Raw genomic sequence first — 20,625 nt, 5'->3', positions numbered from 1 at the left:
GATCCCCCGATAGAGCTAAAGCGTCATCCGGCCAAAGCGCGCCGCGCGTCAGCCGACAGCTTCGACCAGCGCCATGCCTTCGCCGCGCCAGTGTCCGGCCCCCACCACCACAATCTGGGTGGGCGCGCCCTGCATTTCAATCTCGGTCCCGGTCGAATCGTTCGGCGGGAACAGCGCGCCGCGCGAGATCGACAGCGCGGCGAGCGCGATGCCGAGCGGGAATTGCGTTTCCATGGTGTGCCCGAACATCGTACCGGTGGAGCGCACCGGGACGTCGGCGTGGCCCTTCAGGAAGCCGCGCTCTTCCGAGGTCGCCGGCTCGGCGCCGGTGGCACCCGTGATGATCGCGCCCTTGCCTTCGCGCCTGGGCAGCTTGTCCCAGAGCTTTTCCAGCGTCGCGGCCATGTCGCCTGGCTGCTTGCGGCGGGCGAGGTCGGCGACGACGCTCGACAGCTTTGCGAACGGCTTTGCGCCGCGCGCCTCGGCGTGGGCCTTCGATTCCAGCACCAGGAACGCGCCGGCCGAGCCGAGCGCGAAGCCGGCGTGGTCCTTGCGCGCCCACACCGGCGCGAACTTGTCCTTCAGGTTGAAGTCGCCGAATTCGTAGAGGACCATCAGGTCCTTGCGCTCGCCATTGTGCGAACCGCCGACGAGGGCAATGTCGCTCTCGCCCGAGGCGATGCGTGCGAGCGCAATGCGTGCGGCGTCCGCGCCGGCGACTTCCTCGCCCATGAAGGTGCGCGAGGTGCCGCCAAGGCCGTGCACGATGGCGATGTTGCCGGCGAGCAAGTTGGAGAGCTGCGCCAGGAACAGCGTGGGGCGCAGATCGCTCATCAGCCGTTCGTTGAGGAAGCCGGGCGCGTTCGCCCCCTTGGCCTCGGCCGTGAGAACGCCGGTGTCGACGTTGAGATCGCGCTCGCCGCCGCCGGCGGCCACCACCATGTCGATCTTCGACAGGATGTCCTTGTTGCCCTTGATGCCGGCGGAATCGAGCGCAAGGCCGGCAGCGTAGGTGCCGATGCGCTGCCAGGCTTCCATCTGGCGCTGATCGCCCTTCTTCGGGATCTGGGCGTCGAAGCTGACCGGCATCAGGGGATGCACGATGTAGGGCGCAAAGCCCTTCTCGTCGACATTGATGCGCTTCTCGGAAAGCGCGGCCCAGTTGGCGTCGAGGCCCTCGCCGAGCGAAGTCGCGAGTCCAATGCCGGTGATCCAGACTTCCGTCTGGCCGGGCTTCGAAGCAGTGTCAGTCATGGCGATACGACCTGTTGCGGAAAGCCGACGCGCTCGGCGACCTTCGCCATGTATCCGCGCATATCCGCATTGGGGAAGGGGATCAGCGTGAAAGTGAGCGCGGAATTGGCGCGCAGCTTGCCGCCGACCCTGATCTTGGCTTCGGTCATGGCATAGCCCGAGCCTTCATAGGTGAGGCTCGCCTCGAGCGTCATGAGGTCGCCCGGGAACACCGAGCCACGGACCTTGGCTTCCTTCACGGCGGCGAGAATCGGCATGCGCTCGAATTTCAGGACGCCGAGCAGGAGAAAGCCCGAGGCCTGCGCCATCGATTCGATCAGGAGCACGCCGGGCATCAGGGGATAGCCCGGGAAGTGCCCCTCGAAGACGGTGCTCTCCTTGGGAACCTGGGCTTCGACGACGATCGTCTTCTCGTCGACCTTGAGGTCGACGATGCGATCGATCATGTGGAAGTATTCGAGTTGCATGACGGCGCGCTTAGGCGCTCGCGCCCTTGGCCGCAACCAGTTCGTCGATGCGGGCGCACAGGTTCTTCAGCACGAAATACTGTTCGGTGGTCGCTTTGCCGTCGTTGACCTCCTGGGTCCACTTTTCCAGCGGCAGCTTGATGCCGAATTGCTTGTCGATCGCGAACGCGATGTCCAGGAAATCGAGGCTGTCGATGCCGAGATCGTCGATGGCATGGCTATCCGGCGTGATCGTGTCGCGCGGGATGTCGCAGGTTTCAGCGATGATCGTGGCGACCTGATCGAATGTGGAAGACATCACTAAGCCTTTGATATATTGCGGATATTTGTCAGATTATCCAGAGTGGCACGGTGGGTGGGCATCGCGCCCCTGATGACGCCCTCAAACCCCCTCTGGCCGGGTCGAAAGCCCGTATATCGGAGCGCCGCCCCGAGTTCAATGGAGCCGGGCAGGTGGGAAGACAGGGCTGGGGATGCGCGCCGGAGCCTCTTCCGCCGGACCGGTCGGCCGGATCGGGCCTAGATATGCGGTGTCGTGATCTTGACGCAGTCGCGGCGGCCCATCAGCACGCAATCCTGGGTCCGGCGCAGGTCGGCGATGCTGACCGCGAGCCAAATTCCGATCGCTGTCAGCGCGATGGTGAAGGCCAGCGCGGCGATATTGGCGAGCATGCGATGACGGAAATCGTCCGGCTCGGCGCGCGGTTGCTCGTAGCGTGAGAGGTCGAGCGGTTCGGGCGCGACGCGCAATGGCTGTACGGTGCCGCTGCCGCGGTGGACCGCGGGGGAAGGCGAGGTGCGCGGCCTGAACTGGAGCACCCGGTGCTCGTCGTCAGAGCTTATGGGCCGCTGGTTGTTCATGGGGCGGGGATCACTCCAAAGCAGCGATTTTTAATTAGCATAGCGGACGAGCACGTTGCAGAAAATCTTTTCAATGCAGGCGTGTATTCGCTGCCCCGCACTATTTGTACATGGATCGGCGCGCAGCGTCGCGGAACCGGCCGCGACGTCGGCGGGCGTTGCGCTGCAATAACCGGCAGAGCAACAGCAACGAAGTTCACGTCTTCGTTTGCGCTTACATCGGCTTGTGATCTGCGCGTCCCTCCGAGCACGTTTTGCCGCCGCGGGCCCCATGTCATAGTCAGGGAACCTGAGCCGTCAGCTGCATCCATCCGAGGGGCCTTCGACCATGACCACCACCAACGCGCGCGAGCCGAGAGTGCATCCGGTCCCGATCCTGTCGCTCCGGCCGACGCAGATGACGGTCGGCATGCGCGAGGTCAAGGAGAAGCGCAAGCGCTGGCGTGAGCATGACAAGAAGAAGCAGGCCGATCTGCTCGGCAAGCATATGATCCCGGTCGTCTATGGCCCCGACGCGCGCTATTACGTGATCGACCATCATCATCTCGGCCGCGCGCTGCACGACGAAGGTGTCAAGGAGGTGCTGGTGACCGTCGTCGGCGACCTCCGCATGGTCGAGCGCGAGGCGTTCTGGGGCGTGATGGATAACAAGCGCTGGGTCTACCCTTACGACGCCAAGGGTGAGCGGCGGTCGTTCCGCGATCTGCCGAAATCGATCGCCGATCTCAAGGACGATCCGTTCCGCAGCCTCGCCGGCGAATTGCGCCGCATGGGCGGCTTCGCCAAGGACACCACGCCGTTCTCCGAATTCCTGTGGGCCGACTTCCTGCGCCGCAAAGTCTCGCGCAAGGTGATCGAGGCCGATTTCGACAAGGCGCTCGAGAAGGCGATGTCCGCGGCCAAGAGCAAGGATGCGATCTATCTGCCCGGCTGGTGCGGTCCGGAGGACGTCGATTAGGAGCGATCGTTCGTCAGTCGCGCTGGAAGATCCTGGCGCCAGGATAGGCGCGGCGGGCGTAAGTGACCACCAGCGCGCGGTCCTGGGTGTCCAGGAAGGGCGTTCGGATCTGGTACGATCCGACGATGAGGTGCCACAGGCCATTGAGCTTCTGGATCACGATCTTCATTTGAGTAGTCCTCGGTGTCTCCACGTTCCAGCGTGTGCTGCTTGTCACGTTGCTTGGGATCGCTGCCGCGGGTAGAAAATTCCCGACTCGACTGGCGCTCCGCTGCAAAACGCGTCGATCATTATTTAGTTGGTGATCGCTTGTGCCCAGATAAGCCGAATCTCATCACAGGCGCTTGAGCGAAATCAATTTCCGCGCCCATGAAACTGTCCTGAAACAGAGCCGTCCCAATCTCTATGCGTGGAGGGCTCACACGGGAGGCGAACATGCGCCGTCTGGTTTTCGTCATTGCCTTGCTCGCGGTCGCTTCGGCGGGAATCTCGGCCTCGTTTGCCGCGGTTCACCACGCCAAGTCGTTGACGTTCGCGGAGCGCTTTGCGCCGGCGCTGGAGTTGATGGCGAAGCGCTAGCGGCCTGACGCATCTGCCCAGATGGTGCGGTCCGGCGGACGACGACTGAGTGCGCCAGCGTCGTGGTGTCGAGGCTGTGCGCGGGCTGATGGCTTCAGCCCGCCAGGTCCCGATCGATGTTTCGCAACCGCACGAAGGCGGCCCAAGCCTGCGGATACCGCTTGTCTGCGGGATCGATTGCAAGCAGTGCGCAGTGCGCTTTCTTGATCTCTTCCGACAACAGACGCTTCGTCGGCACCTCCGATGGCCTCAATTGTTGCCAACGAGCCTCGATGTCCTTCGCAAGAACCAAGGCTTCAGCGGCCGTCGGCAACTGCGTCGATTTTGTCGGGCATCGATCCAAGGATGACGCCGGCCATGCGGCCGGTGGCCGGTCGGCCTCCCAGGTGGAATCGCTTTCTGCTACGGTCTTCTCTTCGGAGCCTGAAGGCGGCCGTGCCAGCGCTGGTCCCGTCCCGGCCGGGCTCAAGGAGAGCTCCGCTTGTGGTGCGACGGCAGCCGTCTGCGCGGCCAGTTGGCCAAGCTGCTGCTCCATTGTCCCGCCGCCGGACCGAGGGATGGTCTTTCCGACCATCTTGGCCACGGCCAGCGCGCCGGGAGCAATCGGCGCCTGCCGTTCGGCAATGTGGTCGTCGGTCGCGGTCGGGCACGGCGTGTAGGGTGAGTGCTCGGTCGTTATGTGGCCGTCGTCATCGACCCGGGCGAAGTCGCTGACTACGGTGTAGACAAACGCGGCAACGACGTAGTGGCCGCCCTTGTTCATCGCTTTCACTGCGCCGCAGACGTATCTCGCAGCGTCGACTTCGACCGTTCGCAGGCCGTTGAAGTGCGCCGAGTGCGGCTCGATGAGGAGGCGAGAAACCGCCGCGCGGGCCTTGCGATGCTCGGATTGAAACGCGCTCCAGACTTCGTCGGGATCGATGACGTCGGGCTGGTAGTTCCAGGCGTAGCCAACCCCGAAAAATGCCGCGCCAACGCACGTCGCGATGATGGCTGCTCGCAGATTCATGTGAGGGCGCCCCTGAGCAGGCACGACTCGTCCGGCATCTCCGTCCTGGGTGACGGAAACTTGCGGAGGTTGCGCCGAGATGTTTGCGCTAGTTAGGAGCGAGGCTCTTAACAATACGTAATCGATTGTGGAATCTCTCGGGTTCCCGTCAGGCGGGAACTTGAGTTCCTGCGGTCCGGCAAGTCTCGCTCGCCAGCCACACGCCGATCGTCTCGAGCGTATGTGTCGTGGACGGTTCTGCTGCAGGCAAGAGGCGGCGAAGTTCACAGCGCAGCGACACCGGGTCAGGCTCGGCTTGACATGCCGCAAGCCTGTGTCGGCGCTGGTCGTTATTCTCCGCCTGCATGATTGCCAAAGCACATTGCCTCGTGTCGAGGGCGAGCTGGCTCCAAGTCATGCAGGACTGGAGGCATGGCCATGAGCATCATCTTTCGCATCGTCTTCATCATCGCCGGCGCGGTCACGGCGCTGTTCGTCGCGCGTGATGCGCTGAACTTCACCATCATTCAGACCTTCGTTGCTGTCCTGCTTGTGACGGCCGTCGTCGGGACGGGGAGTCTCTGGAGCCTGCGGCGGAAGACGTGAACAAGGAAGAACGCGCGGGTTCGGCCGGGCTGAGCGAAGCCGAGGCCCGGCTGCGGCTGCAACAGCACGGGTTCAACGAACTGCCTCGGGCCGAACGGCGCACGCCGCTGCGCATCGTATTCGAAGTGCTGCGCGAGCCGATGCTCGCGCTGCTCCTGTGCGGCGGGCTGGTGTACCTGCTGCTCGGCGACCTCAGCGAAGCGCTGCTGCTCCTGGCCTTCGGCGCCATGTCCGTCCTCATCACCATCGTGCAGGAGACCCGCACCGAGCGCGTGCTGGAAGCCCTGCGGGAGCTGACCAGTCCGCGCGCGCTCGTGGTCAGGGACGGCGAGCGGCGGCGGATCGCGGGCCGCGACGTCGTTCGTGGCGATCTGCTGGTCCTGGCCGAAGGCGACCGAATTCCGGCGGACGCTGTGCTCGTCAGCGCGCATGATCTGGCGGTCGACGAGTCGCTGCTGACCGGAGAGTCGGTCCCGGTCCGCAAGCAGGCCATCGAGACGCCGGTCGCCGAAGCTTCCTTGACTGAAAAAACTGCCTTGGCCGAACATCGTCCGGGCGGCGATGATCTGCCCTTCGTCTATTCGGGCTCGCTGGTGGTGCGAGGCGAGGGCCTTGCCGAGGTCGAGGCCACCGGCCCTCGCAGCGAGATCGGGAAGATCGGCCTGTCGCTGCATGGCCTGCAGGCCGAGCCGCCGCGGCTGCAACAGCAGACGGCGCGGCTCGTGCGGCTTTGCTTTCTCGGCGGGGTGGCGATCAGCCTGGCGGCGGTCGTGCTTTACGGCACATTGCGCGGGGATTGGCTGCAGGCGCTGCTCGGCGGCATCGCGATCGGCATGTCCATGCTTCCCGAGGAGTTCGCCGTCGTCCTCACGGTGTTCATGGCCATGGGTGCCTGGCGCATCTCGAAGGCGCGCGTGCTGACGCGGCGTGCGGCCGCGATCGAAGTGCTCGGCTCTGCGACCGTGCTGTGCACCGACAAGACCGGCACGCTCACGCAGAACCGGATGTCGGTTGCGGAACTGAGGCTGCCCGACGGGACGGGTTCGTACCGCGCAGCGTCACAGCCCGCGCCAATGGGCGCGGAATTTTTCGAGCTGGCTCGCTGCAGCGCGATGGCGAGCTCGCCTGAACCGTTCGATCCCATGGAAAGGGCGCTGCACGGCTTCGCGCAGGCGGGCCTGCCAGCGGAAGGTGAGGCCGAAAGCGCCCGAACCCTGATCCGCACCTACGGTCTACGCCCCGAGCTGCTGGCGATGAGCCAGGTCTGGCGATCACCACATCGCGAGGATGTCCTCGTCGCGGCGAAAGGCGCGCCCGAGGCGATTGCTCGCCTCTGCAAGCTGGACGATGCGGCGCAGGCGGCGATGCGGGACGCGGTCGCCGCGATGGCCAAGGATGGCCTTCGCGTGCTCGGCGTGGCCACAGCAACCTGCGACGGCGAGGCTCTTCCGGCCTCGCAGGACGGCTTTGCGTTCCGCTTCCTCGGTCTCGTCGGGCTGGCCGATCCGCTTCGCCTTGGCGTCCCCGAGGCCGTGGCTGAATGCCGCTCGGCCGGCATTCGCGTCGTCATGATCACGGGCGACTATCCGGCGACCGCCATGGCCATCGCAGAGCAGGCCGGGCTCGACGTCAACGAAGTCGTGACCGGAGAGCAGATCAAGCGCGCGGACGACGGCGAGCTGGAGGCACTCGTCCGGAACGTGAACGTGTTCGCGCGGATCCTGCCGGAGCAGAAGCTGCGGATCGTCCAGGCCCTCAAGCGCAACGGCGAGATCGCTGCGATGACCGGCGACGGCGTCAACGATGCGCCGTCGCTGAAGGCTGCCCATATCGGGATCGCGATGGGCGGCCGCGGCACCGATGTCGCCCGCGAGGCATCCTCGATCGTCCTGCTCGACGACGATTTCAGCTCCATCGTTGCATCCATCCGGCTTGGGCGCCGGATCTACGACAATCTGCGCAAGGCGATGGCCTTCATTTTCGCCGTCCACGTTCCGATCGCGGGACTTGCGCTGCTTCCCCTGGTGTTCGGGCTTCCCGTGATTCTCGGTCCCGTTCACATCGCGTTTCTGGAGCTGATCATCGACCCCATTTGCTCACTCGTGTTCGAAGCCGAGCGGGAGGAACGCGATGTCATGGCGCGACCGCCGCGACGTGCGGATGCGGAACTGTTCTCGTGGGCCCTGGTCGGCTGGAGCGTTCTCCAGGGGGCCATGGCATTTGCCTTGATCGCCGCGATCTTCGTCGGCGCGCTTCGCTCCGGCGTTCCGCCCGACGAGGCGCGCACGCTCGCCTTCATCGCGCTCGTCACTTGCGTCATCGGGCTGGTGCTGGCCAACAGGTCCTTCAGCGCATCGTTCCTGTCCGCATTCTTCCGTCCGAACCCGGCGCTGCTCTGGATCTTCGTATCGATCGCATCCATTCTGGCGGCTGCGCTGTTCTGGCCGCCTGCGTCCAGCCTGTTTCGGTTCGGTCCCCTGCATCTGGACGATCTGATGGTCACGCTCGGTGCCGGATTCCTGTTGTTGACGGTGCTCGAGCTGCTGAAGCCGATATGGGCACGGCGGCTGCGTTTCTAGCCGCGGTCCTGACTCTTCGGTGAAGCCTCCGCCTGGTGCGGATCATCCTTGCCGCCAAGCATCCGGTGCAGCCAGCGTTCGACGCGGCGGCCGATTGTGAGCAGAACAAAGGTGAAGACCAGTGCGACCAGGACGATCTTCCATTCGCCGGCGCCGCAGGTAATTCCGAGACAAGCGGCGAGAAAGGTGCACGCCGCGCTGGTCAGGCCCCGTACGCGGAAACGGTCGCTCTCATGGACGATGACGCCGGCCCCGAGAAAGCCGATGCCGGTCAGAATGCCCTGGATCACACGGCTTGCCGCATCGGTGATCTTGCCGGGCTCGGCGAACTGGACCGCGAGCAGCACCACGGTCGCGGTGGAGAGGCCGACGATGCCGAGCGTCTTCAGCCCGATCGGCTTGCCGTGCAGATCGCGGTTCAGGCCGATCGCGCTGCCGGCGAGCGCTGCGCTTCCGAGGCGCAGCAGAATTTCGGGCCAATCCAGTTGGGTCATGTCCTGTCCGTCGCTTCGCCGGCATGGGCCGGAAAGCCGGCTTCGAGCCGGCAATACTTAGTCCATGCGGGCGAGCCGCTCCAGAGGCATGGCAAGGCCCCGCTGACGAGAAAGGTGATTGCGGTGTTGGTCCCGGCTGTGCGCGGCAGCGTTGCACGCTGCGGCGCGTCCGGGATCGGTCGGCGGGCTACCGCAGCGGCTTCTTCAAGAGCGAGAAGCGGTCGGGATCGAGCCCCATCGAGGGCTGCAGCATCGGGGCTTCGACGCTGGACATCGTCTTGGCGGGCGGGGCCGAGAACACCGGATCGTTCGGCACGTCGCGCTGCGAGGTGGCGCCGCGCCAGCGCTCGAGCACCGCGCCGACGAAATGCATGTCGTGGCCGGAGGTCACGGACGGCACGCTCGAGATGGTCGCTTCGCCGCGCGGCAATTGATGCGGCGGCACCTCCTTGAAGCGCAGGCGCGTCGGCAGCGCGACGCCTTCGCCGAAGGCCAGCACTTCGCGCGTGCCGAGCGAGGGCACGAAGGAGAGCAGGTTCGCGGCCGCATCCGAGACCGCGGCGCGCAGCAGCGCCTGGTCGCGGTCGTTGGCGAGGCGCATCGTGAACAGCGTGTTGCACTGGGAGATGATGGTGGCGTCGAGCTCGGCCGGGCGCTGGGTGATGAGGCCGAGATAGACGCCGTATTTGCGGCCTTCCTTGGCGATGCGCGACACTGCCTTGCGGGTCGGGCCGAAGCCGATGTTGCGATCGGCGGAAGCGTAACGGTGCGCTTCCTCGCAGACGAACAGCATCGGCGAGACGCCGTCGCTCCACAGGCCGAAATCGAAGGCCATGCGGCACAGCACCGAGACGACGGAATCGATCACCTCGGCCGGGAAGCCGGCGAGCTGCATCACCGTCATCGGCTTGCCGTTGGCGGGCAGGCGGAACAGATGGCTGATGACCTCGGCCATGGTGTCGCCGCCGACATTGGCATTGTCGAACATGAAAGCGTAGCGCGGATCGTTGCGCACCGCTTCGATCCGCGAGATCAGCTTGTGATAGATGATGCGCGAGGAGCGGTTTTCGAGCTTGCCCATGCGCTCATCGATCAGCGACATCAGGTCGACCAGGCGATAGGGTACCGGCGTGTCGACGGTGTAGCCGATCTGCTTGGGATCGATGCGCTTGAGGCCGATGCGGTCGGCGTTCTGGTACTGGGTGTAGACGCCCTTGGCGAGCGGGATCACCTCGGCGAGGATGTCGAGCTCCTCGGGCACGCCGGCGCGGCCGCCGAACAGCACGTCGACGATTTCCTCGAAGTTGAACAGCCAGAACGGCAGCTTCAGGTTCCGCGGGTTCAGCACCAGCGCGCGGTCGCCGAAGCAGCGGCCGTATTCGTTGTGCACGTCGAGCAGGAAGATGCGCAGGTTCGGCCGCGCCTTCAGGATCTCGTTCAGCAGCAGCGAAACGCCGGTCGATTTGCCGACGCCGGTCGATCCCAGCACCGCAAAATGCTTGGACAGCATTTCCTCGATGTCGACATAGGCGACAACCGAGCGGTCCTGCTGGAGGAAGCCGACATTGATCTGGTCCGAGCCGGTCGGCGCGTAGATGGTGCGCAGCTCCTGGCTCGTGATCAGGTCGACGGCATCTCCGATGGTCGGATAGTTGGTGACGCCGCGCTGGAATTTCGGCTTGTCGCTGGCGTTGAGGATCTCGCCGAGCAGGTCGACCGAGGCGACCGCGATGTAATTGTCGCCGCTCGACAAATTCTCGCAGGACACTTCGGTGATCATCGCAACGATGACCGAGCTGGAGCTGCGAATGCTGACGAAGCGGCCGACGGTCGCCCGAACCTCCGAAATCGGCATATGGCTTTCCGCCAGTAGCCCGACCCGGGCGAGCGATCCGCGAACCGAAATCACGCGTCCAAAGGATGTCACGATCAATGAACCTGGCAAGAGCAAGCGATTTGTCCCGAACTATGCGCGGCCGTCGCTGGACAAACGGTTAAGCGGCAGGCGCGGCGGCTTCGTTAAATCCGCGACAATTCGGCCAATAGCTTTGTTCCGATGGCACGGTTTTGGGCAGAAAATGCAGGAAAATGCTGCAATTCCAGGTCATTGGAGCCGACGGCAGTTAAGGAATATTTTACCATCCGGCGAGCCAAGACCCTCCGTTCGCAGGACATTGGTCTCCCGCGCAGACTCGTGCAATTGAGGCCGAGTGTTTGATTTGTTGACGGGACCTAATCATTTGTACATTAGTACAAATGAACGGGCGGCCTCGGCGCCGCCTTCGGATGTGTGAGCGCGTTGCGGCTCGGCGTCCGATGACGCGATCCGGCCCGGCGGATCGTCATGCCCGGAGGAAAACATGCAGCCCGAACCGATCCTCGATCTTGCTCATCTCGGTCATATGGAGCTGCTGACGCCCAAGCCCGACGAGAGCCTGAAATTCTTCGTCGACGTCATGGGCATGACCGTCAGCGGCCAGAAGGGCGAGTCAGTTTACTTGCGTGGCTGGGACGATTACGAGCGCTATTCGCTGAAGCTGACCGCGTCGAAGACGTCAGGCATGGAGCACATGGCGCTACGTGCCCGCAGCCAGCAGGCGCTGGAGCGCCGTGTCGCCGCGCTGAAAGGTTCCGGCTTCGACATCGGCTGGATCGACGGCGACATGGGGCAGGGCCCGACCTTCCGCTGCAGGGATCCCGACGGTCACATCGTCGAGCTCTATTACGAGACCGAATGGTATCAGGCGCCGCCCGAGCTGAAGCCCGCGTTGAAGAACCAGGCCCAGCGTTTCCCCGCGCGCGGCGTCAACGTCCGCCGTCTCGACCATCTCAACTGTCTCGCAGTCGACATCAAGGCCAACCGCGAGTTCTTCGAGAACTATCTCGGCTGCCGCCTCACCGAGCAGATCGTGCTCAACGACGGCCGAGAGGCCGCGATGTGGCTGACGATGTCCAACAAGAGCTACGACTTCGCCTATTCGCTCGACCATTCCGGCGTACCCGGCCGCTTCCACCACGTCACCTACGCGCTCGACAGCCGCGAGGAAATTTTGCGCGCGGCCGATATCTTCCTGGAGAACGGGATCCATATCGAGACCGGGCCGCACAAGCACGCGATCCAGCAGACCTTCTTCCTCTACGTCTACGAGCCCGGCGGCAACCGCGTCGAAGTCGCCAATGCCGGCGCGCGCCTGATCCTCGCACCTGACTGGAAGCCGATCGTGTGGACCGAGGAGGAGCGCAAGAAGGGCCAGGCGTGGGGACTAAAGACGATCGAGTCCTTCCACACCCACGGCACGCCGCCGGTGGAAGCGAAGAAGCACGCCTAATTTGCCGACGATCGCACCCGTGCGATCGTCTCGCGCACGCCGGTCCACGCGGGCTTATCCGGCGCGAACTGCCGACGCAGGAAATTCACGAGCTCCTCGATCTGCGAGTCGCTCATGCTGTTCCTGAACGCGGGCATGTAGCCGAGATCGCTGGAGACCGGTTCAGTGATGCCGTGCAGGATCACCTGCACGAGATTGTCCGCCTTGATGCTGTGAATGTTGCTGTTGAGCGCGAGCGAGGGACGGCTGCCGAACAGCGGCAGGCCTCCAACCTCATGACAGACCGCGCAGGCGCCCTGATAGAGGCGTGCGCCGGTGGAGGGGGCGACGGCGACTCGCGTTGCACTCTCGAGCGTCGCTGCCAGTGCAGGCGCATCGACGGCGGTGTCGTTGAATGAATTGAGGTAGACCGCCATCGCGCGGATGTCCTGATCGGGCAGGGCCTTGAGATCCCTGACGACAGGTGCCATCGGGCCGGCGGCGACGCCGTGGTAGCGCGAATGGCCGGTGCGCAAATAGGCGAACAGTTCGTCCTCGCTCCAGGGGATCGGCGCGTGTGAGAGCGAGGTCAATGGCGGCGCCTCCCAGCCCTCGGCAAAGCCGCCGGCAAGATAGGCATTGCGCTGCTCGGCGCCGAGCGCGTTGCGTGGCGAATGGCAACCGCTGCAATGGCCGAGACCCTCGACGAGATACGCCCCGCGATTCCAGGCTTCCGACTTCGTGGGATCCGGCTTGAACGCCTTCGTGTCATGGAACAGCGCGTTCCAGCCTGCGAGAAGGGGACGCAGGTTGAAGGGGAATGCGAGTTCGTTCGCCGGCGACGTCGCGCGCACCGCGGGCTGCGCTATCAGATAGGCATAGAGCGCCTGCATGTCGGCATCGCTGGTCTTGGCGAAATGCGGGTAGGGGAAGGCAGGGTAGAGCTGCCGCCCGTCGCGATGCAGGCCGTCGCGCATCGCGCGCTCGAAGGCGGGATAGGACCAGGCGCCGATGCCGGTCTCGACGTCGGGCGTGATGTTGGTCGAATAGATCGTGCCGAACGGCGTCTCCAATGCGCGACCGCCGGCGTTGAGTACGCCGCCTATGTTGGTGTGGCACTCCGCGCAATTGCCGAGCGCGGCAAGCTGCTGGCCGCGGGCAATCGTTGCGGCCGAATAGACCGAGGCATCGGGACGCGCGATCGGTGCGATGGCACGCCCCGGGAGCAGCGCGGCGCCTACGCCGATCGCGGCGGTGCAGACGGCTGCAATCGTCGCAAAGACGCTGGCACGCTTGACGAATGGATTCGCCCAGATGCGGGACGGCGGCGGCGGAGCAGGCGCGGGCAACGCCTCCGGCACCGGCGATGTCTCACCGTGCAGGCCTTTCAGGATCCGCTCGGGCGTAAACGGCGGCTCGCGAAAACGCACGCCGGTGGCATCGAAGATTGCATTCGCGATGGCCGCCGCGCTCGGCACCGAGGCGGACTCGCCGACGCCGAGCGGTGGCTGGTTCTGCCGCGGCAGCATCAAGACGTCGATCTTGGGCACGTCGGGGAAGGGGATGATTGGATAGGCACCCCATTCGCGCGCGGCGACCGCGCCGCGCTCGAACGAGACCTCCTCCATCAGCGCGCGGCTGGTGGACTGGATGACGTTGCCGTGGATCTGTTGGCGTACGCCGTCCGGATTGATCATCAGGCCGGAGTCCTGGCCCGCAACGACGCGCGTGACGCTGACATCGCCGGTGGCCTTGTTCACCGCGACGTCCGTGACCCACGCCGACCAGGCCGCGCCGTAGCCTGGAAACTTGCTGTGGACGTAGAGCGCATAGGCGAAGCCGCGGCCATGCACGACCTCGCCATCCTTTTCCTCGCGGACCGGGCGCGGCGTCCAGCCTGCGCGCTCGGCGACTGCGTTGACGAGATCGACGGCGCGCTGGTCCTTCAGATAGCGCAGGCGATATTCGATGGGATCGACGCCGGCCTCGGTTGCGGCCTCGTCGATGTAGGATTCATGCGCAAAGGTGTTCGGCAGCGCCGAGACACCCCGGAACCAGGAGGCGCGTACGATCGGCGCCATGTCGTGGGCGACGACGCGCATGTTGTCGTAATCGTAGGGCGGGATCGCGGTGCGGTCGCCCATCTGGAGCACGGCGGGATTGGGTGAGATGCGACCTGTCAGTAGCAGCGCCAGCGTCGGCGCGGCGTTCGAGGGATAGCGCGTGGCGAGATCGTAACCGGCAATGCCGCCATTGGCATCGAGCCCACCGTTGACGTCGATGAGCTGGGCGGTGCCCTTCGGCTCCCAGGCGTGCTCCTGTTCCCGCGTGAGCTGCACGCGCACGGGACGGCCGACCGCGCGCGACAGCAGCAGCGCGTCCGCAGTGACGTCGTCGGCGCAGTTGCGGCCGTAGCAGCCGGCGGCCTCGAGCCGGATGACTTCCACCTCGCTCTCGGGACGCTCCACGAGCAGCGCGAGATCGCTGCGCAGCACATGCGGGTTCTGCGTGCCCGACCAGACGCGGATATTGCCGTCCTGGAAGTCGGCGACCGCGCAGGACGGGCCGATGGAGGCGTGCATCTGGTATGGCCAGACATACGTGCGCTGCATCGGCTTGGCCGCGCCCGAGATCGCCGCATCGACGTCACCCTTGTCGATCAGCGTACGCGGGGTCGACGGATTGGCGCGCAGCGCGGTCTCGACATCGGAAAGATCGGTCAGATCAGGCGTCGGCTTCCAGCTGACCTCGAGCTGTTCGGCAGCCCGGATCGCATTCTCCTCGCGCTCTGCGACAACACCGACGAAGTCGCCGATGCGCACCACGGCTTTGATGCCGGGAATGTCGCGCACCGAGGATTCATCGACTGAAATCAGGCTGGTGCCGACGAACGGGCCGGCATCGACGCCGGAATAGGGTGGTCGCACCACGCGGCCGTGCAGCATGCCTGATACGCGCACGTCGTGAACGAAGGTCAACTCGCCCGTGGCCTTGGCCGGCAGGTCGACGCGCGGCATCGACTGGCCGACGATGGCGTAGTCGCCGACCGCCTTGACGGTGACATCGTCGGCAAGCTCGAGCCGGATGTCTTCGTCGCCGATCAGCTCGCCATAGCTGACGCTGCGGTTGTCGTGGCCGCGCACGAGGCCGTCCTCGATCTTGAGCTCGGCCGCCGGCAACTCCAGCCGCTCCGCGGCGCGCGCAATGAGGAACTGCCGCGCCTGCGCTGCGGCCTTGCGCAAGGGGACGGCTGTGATCTGGATGGTTTCGCTGGCGATGGTCGCGCCCTGGTTTGGCACCAGGGCGGTATCGCCGAGCACGACGACGATTCGCGCAAAGGACACGTCCAGCTCTTCGGCGACGATCTGACCCAGCGCCGTGCGGATGCCGGTGCCGAGATCGACATGGCCGTTATAGGCGGTGACCGCACCGTCCGCGGTGATGCGGATGAAGGTCTCGGATGTGACCTCGTCCACGGTGCGGACGACGACGAGCGAACCGGATTGGCGCTCAGCTCCGTTCGAAACAGGGGAGGCCATCAGTCCGCGGCCTCGGCGAGCTGGCCCGATGCCCGCATCACGGCACGCAGGATTTCGACATGGGTGCCGCAGCGGCAGAGATTGTAGCGCAGCGCCGACAGTGCCTCCTGTTCGGTCGGCTGCGGGTTGATCGCAAGCAGCGCCTTGGTGGTCATGATCATGCCGTTGAGACAGTAGCCGCATTGCGCGGCCTGCTCGTCGATGAAGGCCTGCTGCACCACGTCGGGCTTGTCGCGCGTGCCGAGCCCTTCGAGCGTCACGATGTCGCGGCCGGCGCAACCGCCGACCGGGATCACGCAGGAGCGCGCCGCGGCGCCGTCGATCAGGACAGTACAGGTGCCGCATTCGCCAAGACCGCAGCCGTATTTCGGGCCGTTGAGCGCGAGATCGTTACGCAGCACGTAGAGCAGCGGCGTCTGATGCTCCGCCGTGACCTCGCGGATCCTGCCGTTCACGGTGAAGCGGATCGATGTTTGCGTCATCCCTCGTCCCAAGCCCGCATAAAATTCGACGTCGCGACGATACCGTTTGTACACAAACGTGCAAGCCGCGCATGCCGCACTGCAGCGCGGCTGCCTTCTTTGTGGACAGCACGGATAGGCAAATGAGGTTTTATGCGGCAGCAGTATCTTTTGCACTGCACCGCCGCTTGACAGCCGGAGGGGACCGCGCGCAACATCGTTCGTATACGAATGATAACCGCAAGCCCGCTGGCTCCGACATGACGACTGAAACGACGAGCGCCGTCATCGACAAGATCCGCTGCGATGCTTGCCCGGTGATGTGCTACATCAAGCCAGGCGCGGCGGGGGCCTGTGATCGCTACGCCAATCACGACGGCAAGCTCGTCCGCGTCGATCCGCATGTGATTCTGGAGCGCACCGTCGAGCATGGCGGCAAGCTGGTCCCGTTCAGCCGCACCGAAGACTGGGACGGCAAGATCGTCCACGAGCCCTCGACCTTCGTGACCGCGATCGGGGCGGGCACGACCTATCCCGACTACAAGCCGGCGCCGTTCATCGTCTCTGCCGAGGTCGACGGCGTCGACATGGTGACCGTCGTCACCGAGGGCATCTTCTCCTATTGCGGCATCAAGGTGAAGATCGACACCGACCGCTATCTTGGGCCCGAGACTGCAACGGTCTGCGCGCAGGGCGAAGCCGTCGGCCACGTCACGACGAGCGAATATGGCTCGCAGATGCTGTCGCTCGGCGGCGTGCATCATCTCACCGGCGGCTCCAAGAAAGAGGGCCGCGTCACCTGCGACACGCTGATGGACCTCGCCAATTGCAAGGCGGTCGAGCTCACCATCGATGGCGGCGCCACGGTGGTGGTGCAGGCCGGCCAGCCGCCGATCGTCAACGGCATGAAAGAAGAGCGCATGCGGGTCGGCTGCGGCTCGGCGACGATCGGGATGTTCGCCAAGCAATGGCACGGCAAGGTCGATGAAGTCGTCGTGGTCGACGACCATATCACCGGCGTGCTCTCGGAGCACCAGGCCGGCAAGCTGCTCGACATCGCCGACACCGGCATCAAGATGAAGGGGCGTCGCTCGACGCCCGGCCGCTATTTCCAGGTCGCCGATCCCGGCACGGGCTGGGGCGGCACCAACATCTCCGATCCGCTGGCAATTCTTGGCCCGTTCGACAAGAAGGAGGCTAAGGCCGGCCTGACCATGTTGATGGTCTCCACCACTGGCGAGCATTCGTCCTATTACGTGCTCGACGAGGCCTTGACGCCGGTCGAAACCGAGATGCCGGCCGACCTGAAATTCTCGGTCGAGCGCATCCAGGAAAATTGCGAGCCGGCGCTGTGCACGGTGCTGTTCATGGCCGGCGCCGGCGGTTCCTTGCGCGCCGGCGTCACCGACAATCCGGTGCGGTTGACGCGCTCGGTGAAGGACGCATTGACTCGTGTCACCAGCGGCGGCGCACCGGTCTATGTCTGGCCGGGCGGCGGCATCACCTACATGGTCGACGTCACGCAGATGCCGGCGGGTGCGTTCGGCTATGTGCCGACGCCGGCGCTGGTCGCGCCGATCGAGTTCACGATGAAGCTGTCCGACTATGCCGCGCTCGGCGGGCACATGGATTACGTCAAGCCGCTCTCCGAAGTGCAGAACGGTGAGGATATCAGGCAGTTGCCTTGGCAGAATCCGATCCCGGGACCTCGGGCATGACACGGCCCCCGCAAATCGCATTGCTGTCTGATGGCCGGCGGCTGCATTTGCAGGATGGACCGATCGATCTCATCATCGAGGCCACGGGACGTGCGGAGGCGGTGCGTGCGGCTTACGAAGCGGCGGCGCAACGTTTCACAGGGTTGCTCGATGAGCTCTGTGCGGAACTGCCGGAGCTGCGCGCCGCTGCCGAAGAGCGGACCTCGCTGACGGGCGTGGTGGCGCGCCGGATGCACGCCGCGGTCGCGCCCTTTGTCGCTGAGGGCTTCATCACGCCGATGGCCGCCGTCGCCGGCAGCGTGGCGGAGGAGATTCTCGGTGCCATGCTGGGCGCCGCGGCGCTCGACCGGGCCTATATCAACAATGGCGGCGACATCGCGCTTCATCTGGGCAGAGGCGAGCATTTTTCGATCGGCCTGATGGATCGTCCCGATCGTGATGGCGTGATGCGTGCCATGAGGATCGATGCGCATGACCCGGTGCGCGGCGTTGCGACCAGTGGGCGCCACGGCCGCAGCTTTTCGCTCGGCATCGCCGATGCCGTGACGGTGCTGGCCGCGACCGCCTCACAGGCCGATGCGGCTGCGACCGTCATCGCCAATGCCGTCGATCTGCCGGGGCATCCCGCCATCGTCAGGCAGCCGGCTTGCGAGCTTCAGCCCGACAGCGATCTCGGCGCGCGTCCTGTCACCCGAAATGTCGGTCAATTGTCACCGAATGAGATCGCTACCGCTCTGGAATCTGGCGCGGAACGTGCACGGCAATTGTTCGATCGCGGATTGATCGAGGGTGCCGTGGTGCGGCTTTGTGGTGATATGCTTGTCATCGGACCTAAGGATATAGAAGAGCAACGAACGCGTCCGCTTGTGCTGGAGAACGCGGTTCATGCCTGAACGGGGAAGCGAAACATGAGCGCGATCATCCGCAAGATCGTCACCGTCGTCGAAGAGACCCAGATGGAGATGGGCCGCCAGGTGTCGCCGCCGACCCGGCGCGCGGCAGCGATCGCAGTCATCGAAAATCCCTTTGCCGGAAAATATGTCGAGGACCTGTCGCCGTTGATCGCGATCGGGGAGGAGCTCGGCGAGCTCTTGTCGAAGCGCGCCGTGGCGGCGCTCGGCATCGATGGTGCCAAGGCGCAGAGCTACGGCAAGGCGGCGGCCGTCGGCGAGAATGGCGAGCTGGAGCATGCGGCTGCGATTCTTCATCCGAAAATGGGCGCGCCAGTGCGCAAGGTTCTGAGCAAGGGCGCGGCGTTGATCCCGTCGTCGAAGAAGCGCAGCGGGCCGGGTACAACGCTCGACATTCCGCTGGGGCACAAGGACGCGGCCTTCGTTCGCAGCCATTTCGACGGCATGGAGGTGCAGATCAACGACGCGCCGCGCGCCAACGAGATCATGGTCGCGGTCGCCGTCACCGACAGCGGCCGGCCGCTGCCGCGCGTCGGCGGGTTGACGGTTGCGGAGGTCAAGGGCGAGGACGGTCTGAGATAGGGTTTGGACCGGGGCGGCGGACACAGCTTCCCCGACAAGACACGCTGAAGACGTAGAGTTCAAAACTGGAGGTTGGGATGCGAGCGAAGAACTATTTTGTGGGCGCGGCCTTCGCGCTTCTGGCGGGCGGCATGGGTCATTCGGCCCTGGCGCAGGACATCAAGATCGGCGAGATCAACAGCTACTCGCTGCTGCCGGCCTTCACCGAGCCCTATCGCAAGGGCTGGCAACTCGCGGTCGAGGAGGTCAACGCGGCCGGCGGCATCAACGGCAAGAAGCTCGTCGTCATCTCCAAGGACGACGGCGGCAAGCCGGCGGACGCGCAGACCGCGGCCAACGAACTCGTCTCGAGCGAGGGCGTCGCGATGCTCGCGGGCACGTTCCTGTCGAACATCGGTCTGGCCGTCAGCGACTTCGCCAACCAGAAGAAGGTGTTCTTCCTCGCGGCCGAGCCGCTGACGGACGCCATCACCTGGTCGAAGGGCAACAAATACACCTTCCGCCTGCGTCCCTCCAACTACATGCAGGCGGCGATGCTGGTCGAGGCGGCCTCGAAGCTGCCCGCCAAGCGGTGGGCGACGATCGCCCCGAACTACGAATACGGCCAGTCGGCGGTTGCGGTGTTCAAGAAGCTGATGTCCGAGAAGCGCCCTGACATCCAGTGGGTTGACGAGCAGTGGCCGCCCCAGGGCAAGATCGATGCGGGTCCGGTGGTGCAGGCCGTTGCCGCCGCCAATCCCGAGGCGATCCTCAACGTCACCTTCGGTGCCGATCTCGTCAAGCTGGTGCGTGAAGGCAACACCCGCGGCCTGTTCAAGGGACGCGAGGTCGTCTCGTTCCTGACCGGCGAGCCCGAATATCTCGATCCGCTCAAGGACGAGACGCCCGAGGGCTGGATCGTCACCGGCTATCCCTGGTACTCGATCAAGACCCCCGAGCATGATGCGTTCCTGAAGGCCTACCAGGCCAAGTACCACGACTATCCGCGCCTCGGCTCGATCGTCGGCTACCAGACCATCAAGTCGGCGGCGGCGATCCTCGCCAAGGCCGGCTCGACCGATCCGGAGAAGCTGATCGCTGCGGCCGAAGGCCTCTCCGTGCCGTCGCCGTTCGGCGAGATCACCTTCCGCAAGATCGATCACCAGTCGACGCTTGGCGCGTACGTCGGCAAGACCGCGCTGAAGGACGGCAAGGGCGTGATGGTGGACTCGTCCTACAAGAAGGGCGCGGACTACCTGCCGAGTGATGCCGAAGTTCAGAAGCTGCGGCCGAAGGATTGATGTCTTTCTTCTCCCTCGCCCCGCTTGCGGGGAGAGGGTC

At 65.0% G+C, this 20,625-nt stretch carries 19 protein-coding genes; 9 read left to right on the top strand and 10 right to left on the bottom strand.

Annotated elements, in window-relative coordinates; translation table 11 throughout:
- Positions 1-48: 48 nt before the first annotated feature.
- From Q0743_RS05380 to Q0743_RS05365, 4 genes are all read right to left on the bottom strand, one after another.
- Positions 49-1,254, bottom strand: a complete 1,206-nt coding sequence (locus Q0743_RS05380) for a beta-ketoacyl-ACP synthase (protein ID WP_298240547.1) — start codon at positions 1,252-1,254, stop codon at positions 49-51.
- The gene (locus tag Q0743_RS05375) at positions 1,251-1,721 is read right to left on the bottom strand and encodes a 3-hydroxyacyl-ACP dehydratase FabZ family protein (protein ID WP_298240546.1); all 471 of its coding nucleotides are present in this window, start codon (positions 1,719-1,721) and stop codon (positions 1,251-1,253) included. Before Q0743_RS05375 ends, Q0743_RS05380 begins: the two co-directional genes overlap by 4 nt.
- 10 nt (positions 1,722-1,731) lie before the next feature.
- The gene (locus Q0743_RS05370; protein ID WP_007592476.1) at positions 1,732-2,019 is read right to left on the bottom strand and encodes an acyl carrier protein; all 288 of its coding nucleotides are present in this window, start codon (positions 2,017-2,019) and stop codon (positions 1,732-1,734) included.
- Between the two features lie 221 nt (positions 2,020-2,240).
- The gene (locus tag Q0743_RS05365; RefSeq protein ID WP_298240545.1) at positions 2,241-2,582 is read right to left on the bottom strand and encodes a hypothetical protein; all 342 of its coding nucleotides are present in this window, start codon (positions 2,580-2,582) and stop codon (positions 2,241-2,243) included.
- Between the two features lie 328 nt (positions 2,583-2,910).
- Here Q0743_RS05365 and Q0743_RS05360 point away from each other — a divergent pair, with 328 nt between their 5' ends.
- The gene (locus Q0743_RS05360) at positions 2,911-3,540 is read left to right on the top strand and encodes a ParB-like protein (protein WP_298240544.1); all 630 of its coding nucleotides are present in this window, start codon (positions 2,911-2,913) and stop codon (positions 3,538-3,540) included.
- 13 nt (positions 3,541-3,553) lie between these two features.
- Here the strand turns inward: Q0743_RS05360 and Q0743_RS05355 are convergent, their stop codons facing one another.
- Positions 3,554-3,709: a hypothetical protein gene (locus Q0743_RS05355; protein ID WP_174719233.1), complete on the bottom strand. Its 156-nt coding sequence runs from the start codon at positions 3,707-3,709 to the stop codon at positions 3,554-3,556.
- A gap of 266 nt (positions 3,710-3,975) precedes the next feature.
- Between Q0743_RS05355 and Q0743_RS05350 the strand changes: the two genes are divergently transcribed.
- The gene (locus Q0743_RS05350; protein ID WP_167443344.1) at positions 3,976-4,119 is read left to right on the top strand and encodes a hypothetical protein; all 144 of its coding nucleotides are present in this window, start codon (positions 3,976-3,978) and stop codon (positions 4,117-4,119) included.
- A 94-nt stretch (positions 4,120-4,213) separates the two neighbouring features.
- Here the strand turns inward: Q0743_RS05350 and Q0743_RS05345 are convergent, their stop codons facing one another.
- Complete coding sequence (locus tag Q0743_RS05345; protein ID WP_298240543.1) at positions 4,214-5,128, bottom strand: hypothetical protein; 915 nt, start codon at positions 5,126-5,128, stop codon at positions 4,214-4,216.
- Positions 5,129-5,545: 417 nt separating this feature from the next.
- On the opposite strand from Q0743_RS05345, the gene Q0743_RS05340 reads away from it, so the two are divergent.
- A complete protein-coding gene (locus tag Q0743_RS05340; protein WP_298240542.1) occupies positions 5,546-5,713 on the top strand; it encodes a hypothetical protein in 168 nt (55 codons plus the stop codon).
- Positions 5,710-8,292 (top strand): cation-translocating P-type ATPase, encoded by a 2,583-nt coding sequence (locus Q0743_RS05335; RefSeq protein WP_298240541.1) that lies wholly within the window; start codon positions 5,710-5,712, stop codon positions 8,290-8,292. The genes Q0743_RS05340 and Q0743_RS05335 overlap by 4 nt, the downstream gene beginning before the upstream one ends.
- Here Q0743_RS05335 and Q0743_RS05330 read toward each other — a convergent pair.
- On the bottom strand, positions 8,289-8,786 hold the full coding sequence (locus Q0743_RS05330) for an MgtC/SapB family protein (protein ID WP_298240540.1): 498 nt from the start codon (positions 8,784-8,786) through the stop codon (positions 8,289-8,291). The two genes, Q0743_RS05335 and Q0743_RS05330, sit on opposite strands and share 4 nt — an antisense overlap.
- Before the next feature lie 187 nt (positions 8,787-8,973).
- Positions 8,974-10,713 (bottom strand): DUF87 domain-containing protein, encoded by a 1,740-nt coding sequence (locus Q0743_RS05325; RefSeq protein ID WP_298240539.1) that lies wholly within the window; start codon positions 10,711-10,713, stop codon positions 8,974-8,976.
- Positions 10,714-11,146: 433 nt separating this feature from the next.
- Between Q0743_RS05325 and Q0743_RS05320 the strand changes: the two genes are divergently transcribed.
- Positions 11,147-12,115 carry a catechol 2,3-dioxygenase gene (locus Q0743_RS05320; protein ID WP_298240538.1) on the top strand — a complete coding sequence of 323 codons (969 nt, stop codon included), beginning with the start codon at positions 11,147-11,149 and terminating at the stop codon, positions 12,113-12,115.
- Here the strand turns inward: Q0743_RS05320 and Q0743_RS05315 are convergent.
- The gene (locus Q0743_RS05315; protein WP_298240537.1) at positions 12,112-15,633 is read right to left on the bottom strand and encodes a molybdopterin cofactor-binding domain-containing protein; all 3,522 of its coding nucleotides are present in this window, start codon (positions 15,631-15,633) and stop codon (positions 12,112-12,114) included. The genes Q0743_RS05320 and Q0743_RS05315 overlap by 4 nt on opposite strands.
- Positions 15,633-16,115, bottom strand: coding sequence for a (2Fe-2S)-binding protein (locus tag Q0743_RS05310; RefSeq protein ID WP_298240536.1), 483 nt, complete (start codon positions 16,113-16,115; stop codon positions 15,633-15,635). Before Q0743_RS05310 ends, Q0743_RS05315 begins: the two co-directional genes overlap by 1 nt.
- A gap of 239 nt (positions 16,116-16,354) precedes the next feature.
- Here Q0743_RS05310 and Q0743_RS05305 point away from each other — a divergent pair, with 239 nt between their 5' ends.
- The 4 genes from Q0743_RS05305 to Q0743_RS05290 all read left to right on the top strand — a co-directional run bounded on the left by Q0743_RS05305 (position 16,355) and on the right by Q0743_RS05290 (position 20,585).
- Positions 16,355-17,812, top strand: coding sequence for a 6-hydroxynicotinate reductase (locus tag Q0743_RS05305; RefSeq protein ID WP_298240535.1), 1,458 nt, complete (start codon positions 16,355-16,357; stop codon positions 17,810-17,812).
- The gene (locus tag Q0743_RS05300; protein ID WP_298240534.1) at positions 17,809-18,705 is read left to right on the top strand and encodes a UPF0280 family protein; all 897 of its coding nucleotides are present in this window, start codon (positions 17,809-17,811) and stop codon (positions 18,703-18,705) included. The genes Q0743_RS05305 and Q0743_RS05300 overlap by 4 nt, the downstream gene beginning before the upstream one ends.
- 15 nt (positions 18,706-18,720) lie before the next feature.
- A complete protein-coding gene (locus Q0743_RS05295) occupies positions 18,721-19,305 on the top strand; it encodes an amino acid synthesis family protein (RefSeq protein ID WP_027557295.1) in 585 nt (194 codons plus the stop codon).
- 77 nt (positions 19,306-19,382) lie between these two features.
- Entirely contained in the window at positions 19,383-20,585 is a 1,203-nt protein-coding gene (locus tag Q0743_RS05290; protein ID WP_298240533.1) for an ABC transporter substrate-binding protein, read from the top strand.
- Positions 20,586-20,625: the final 40 nt, after the last annotated feature.

Source organism: uncultured Bradyrhizobium sp. (assembly GCF_936943645.1).
Classification (GTDB): Bacteria; Pseudomonadota; Alphaproteobacteria; order Rhizobiales; family Xanthobacteraceae; genus Bradyrhizobium.
Note: the sequence above shows the minus strand (reverse complement) of the source record. Positions and strands in the feature narration are given on the sequence as shown.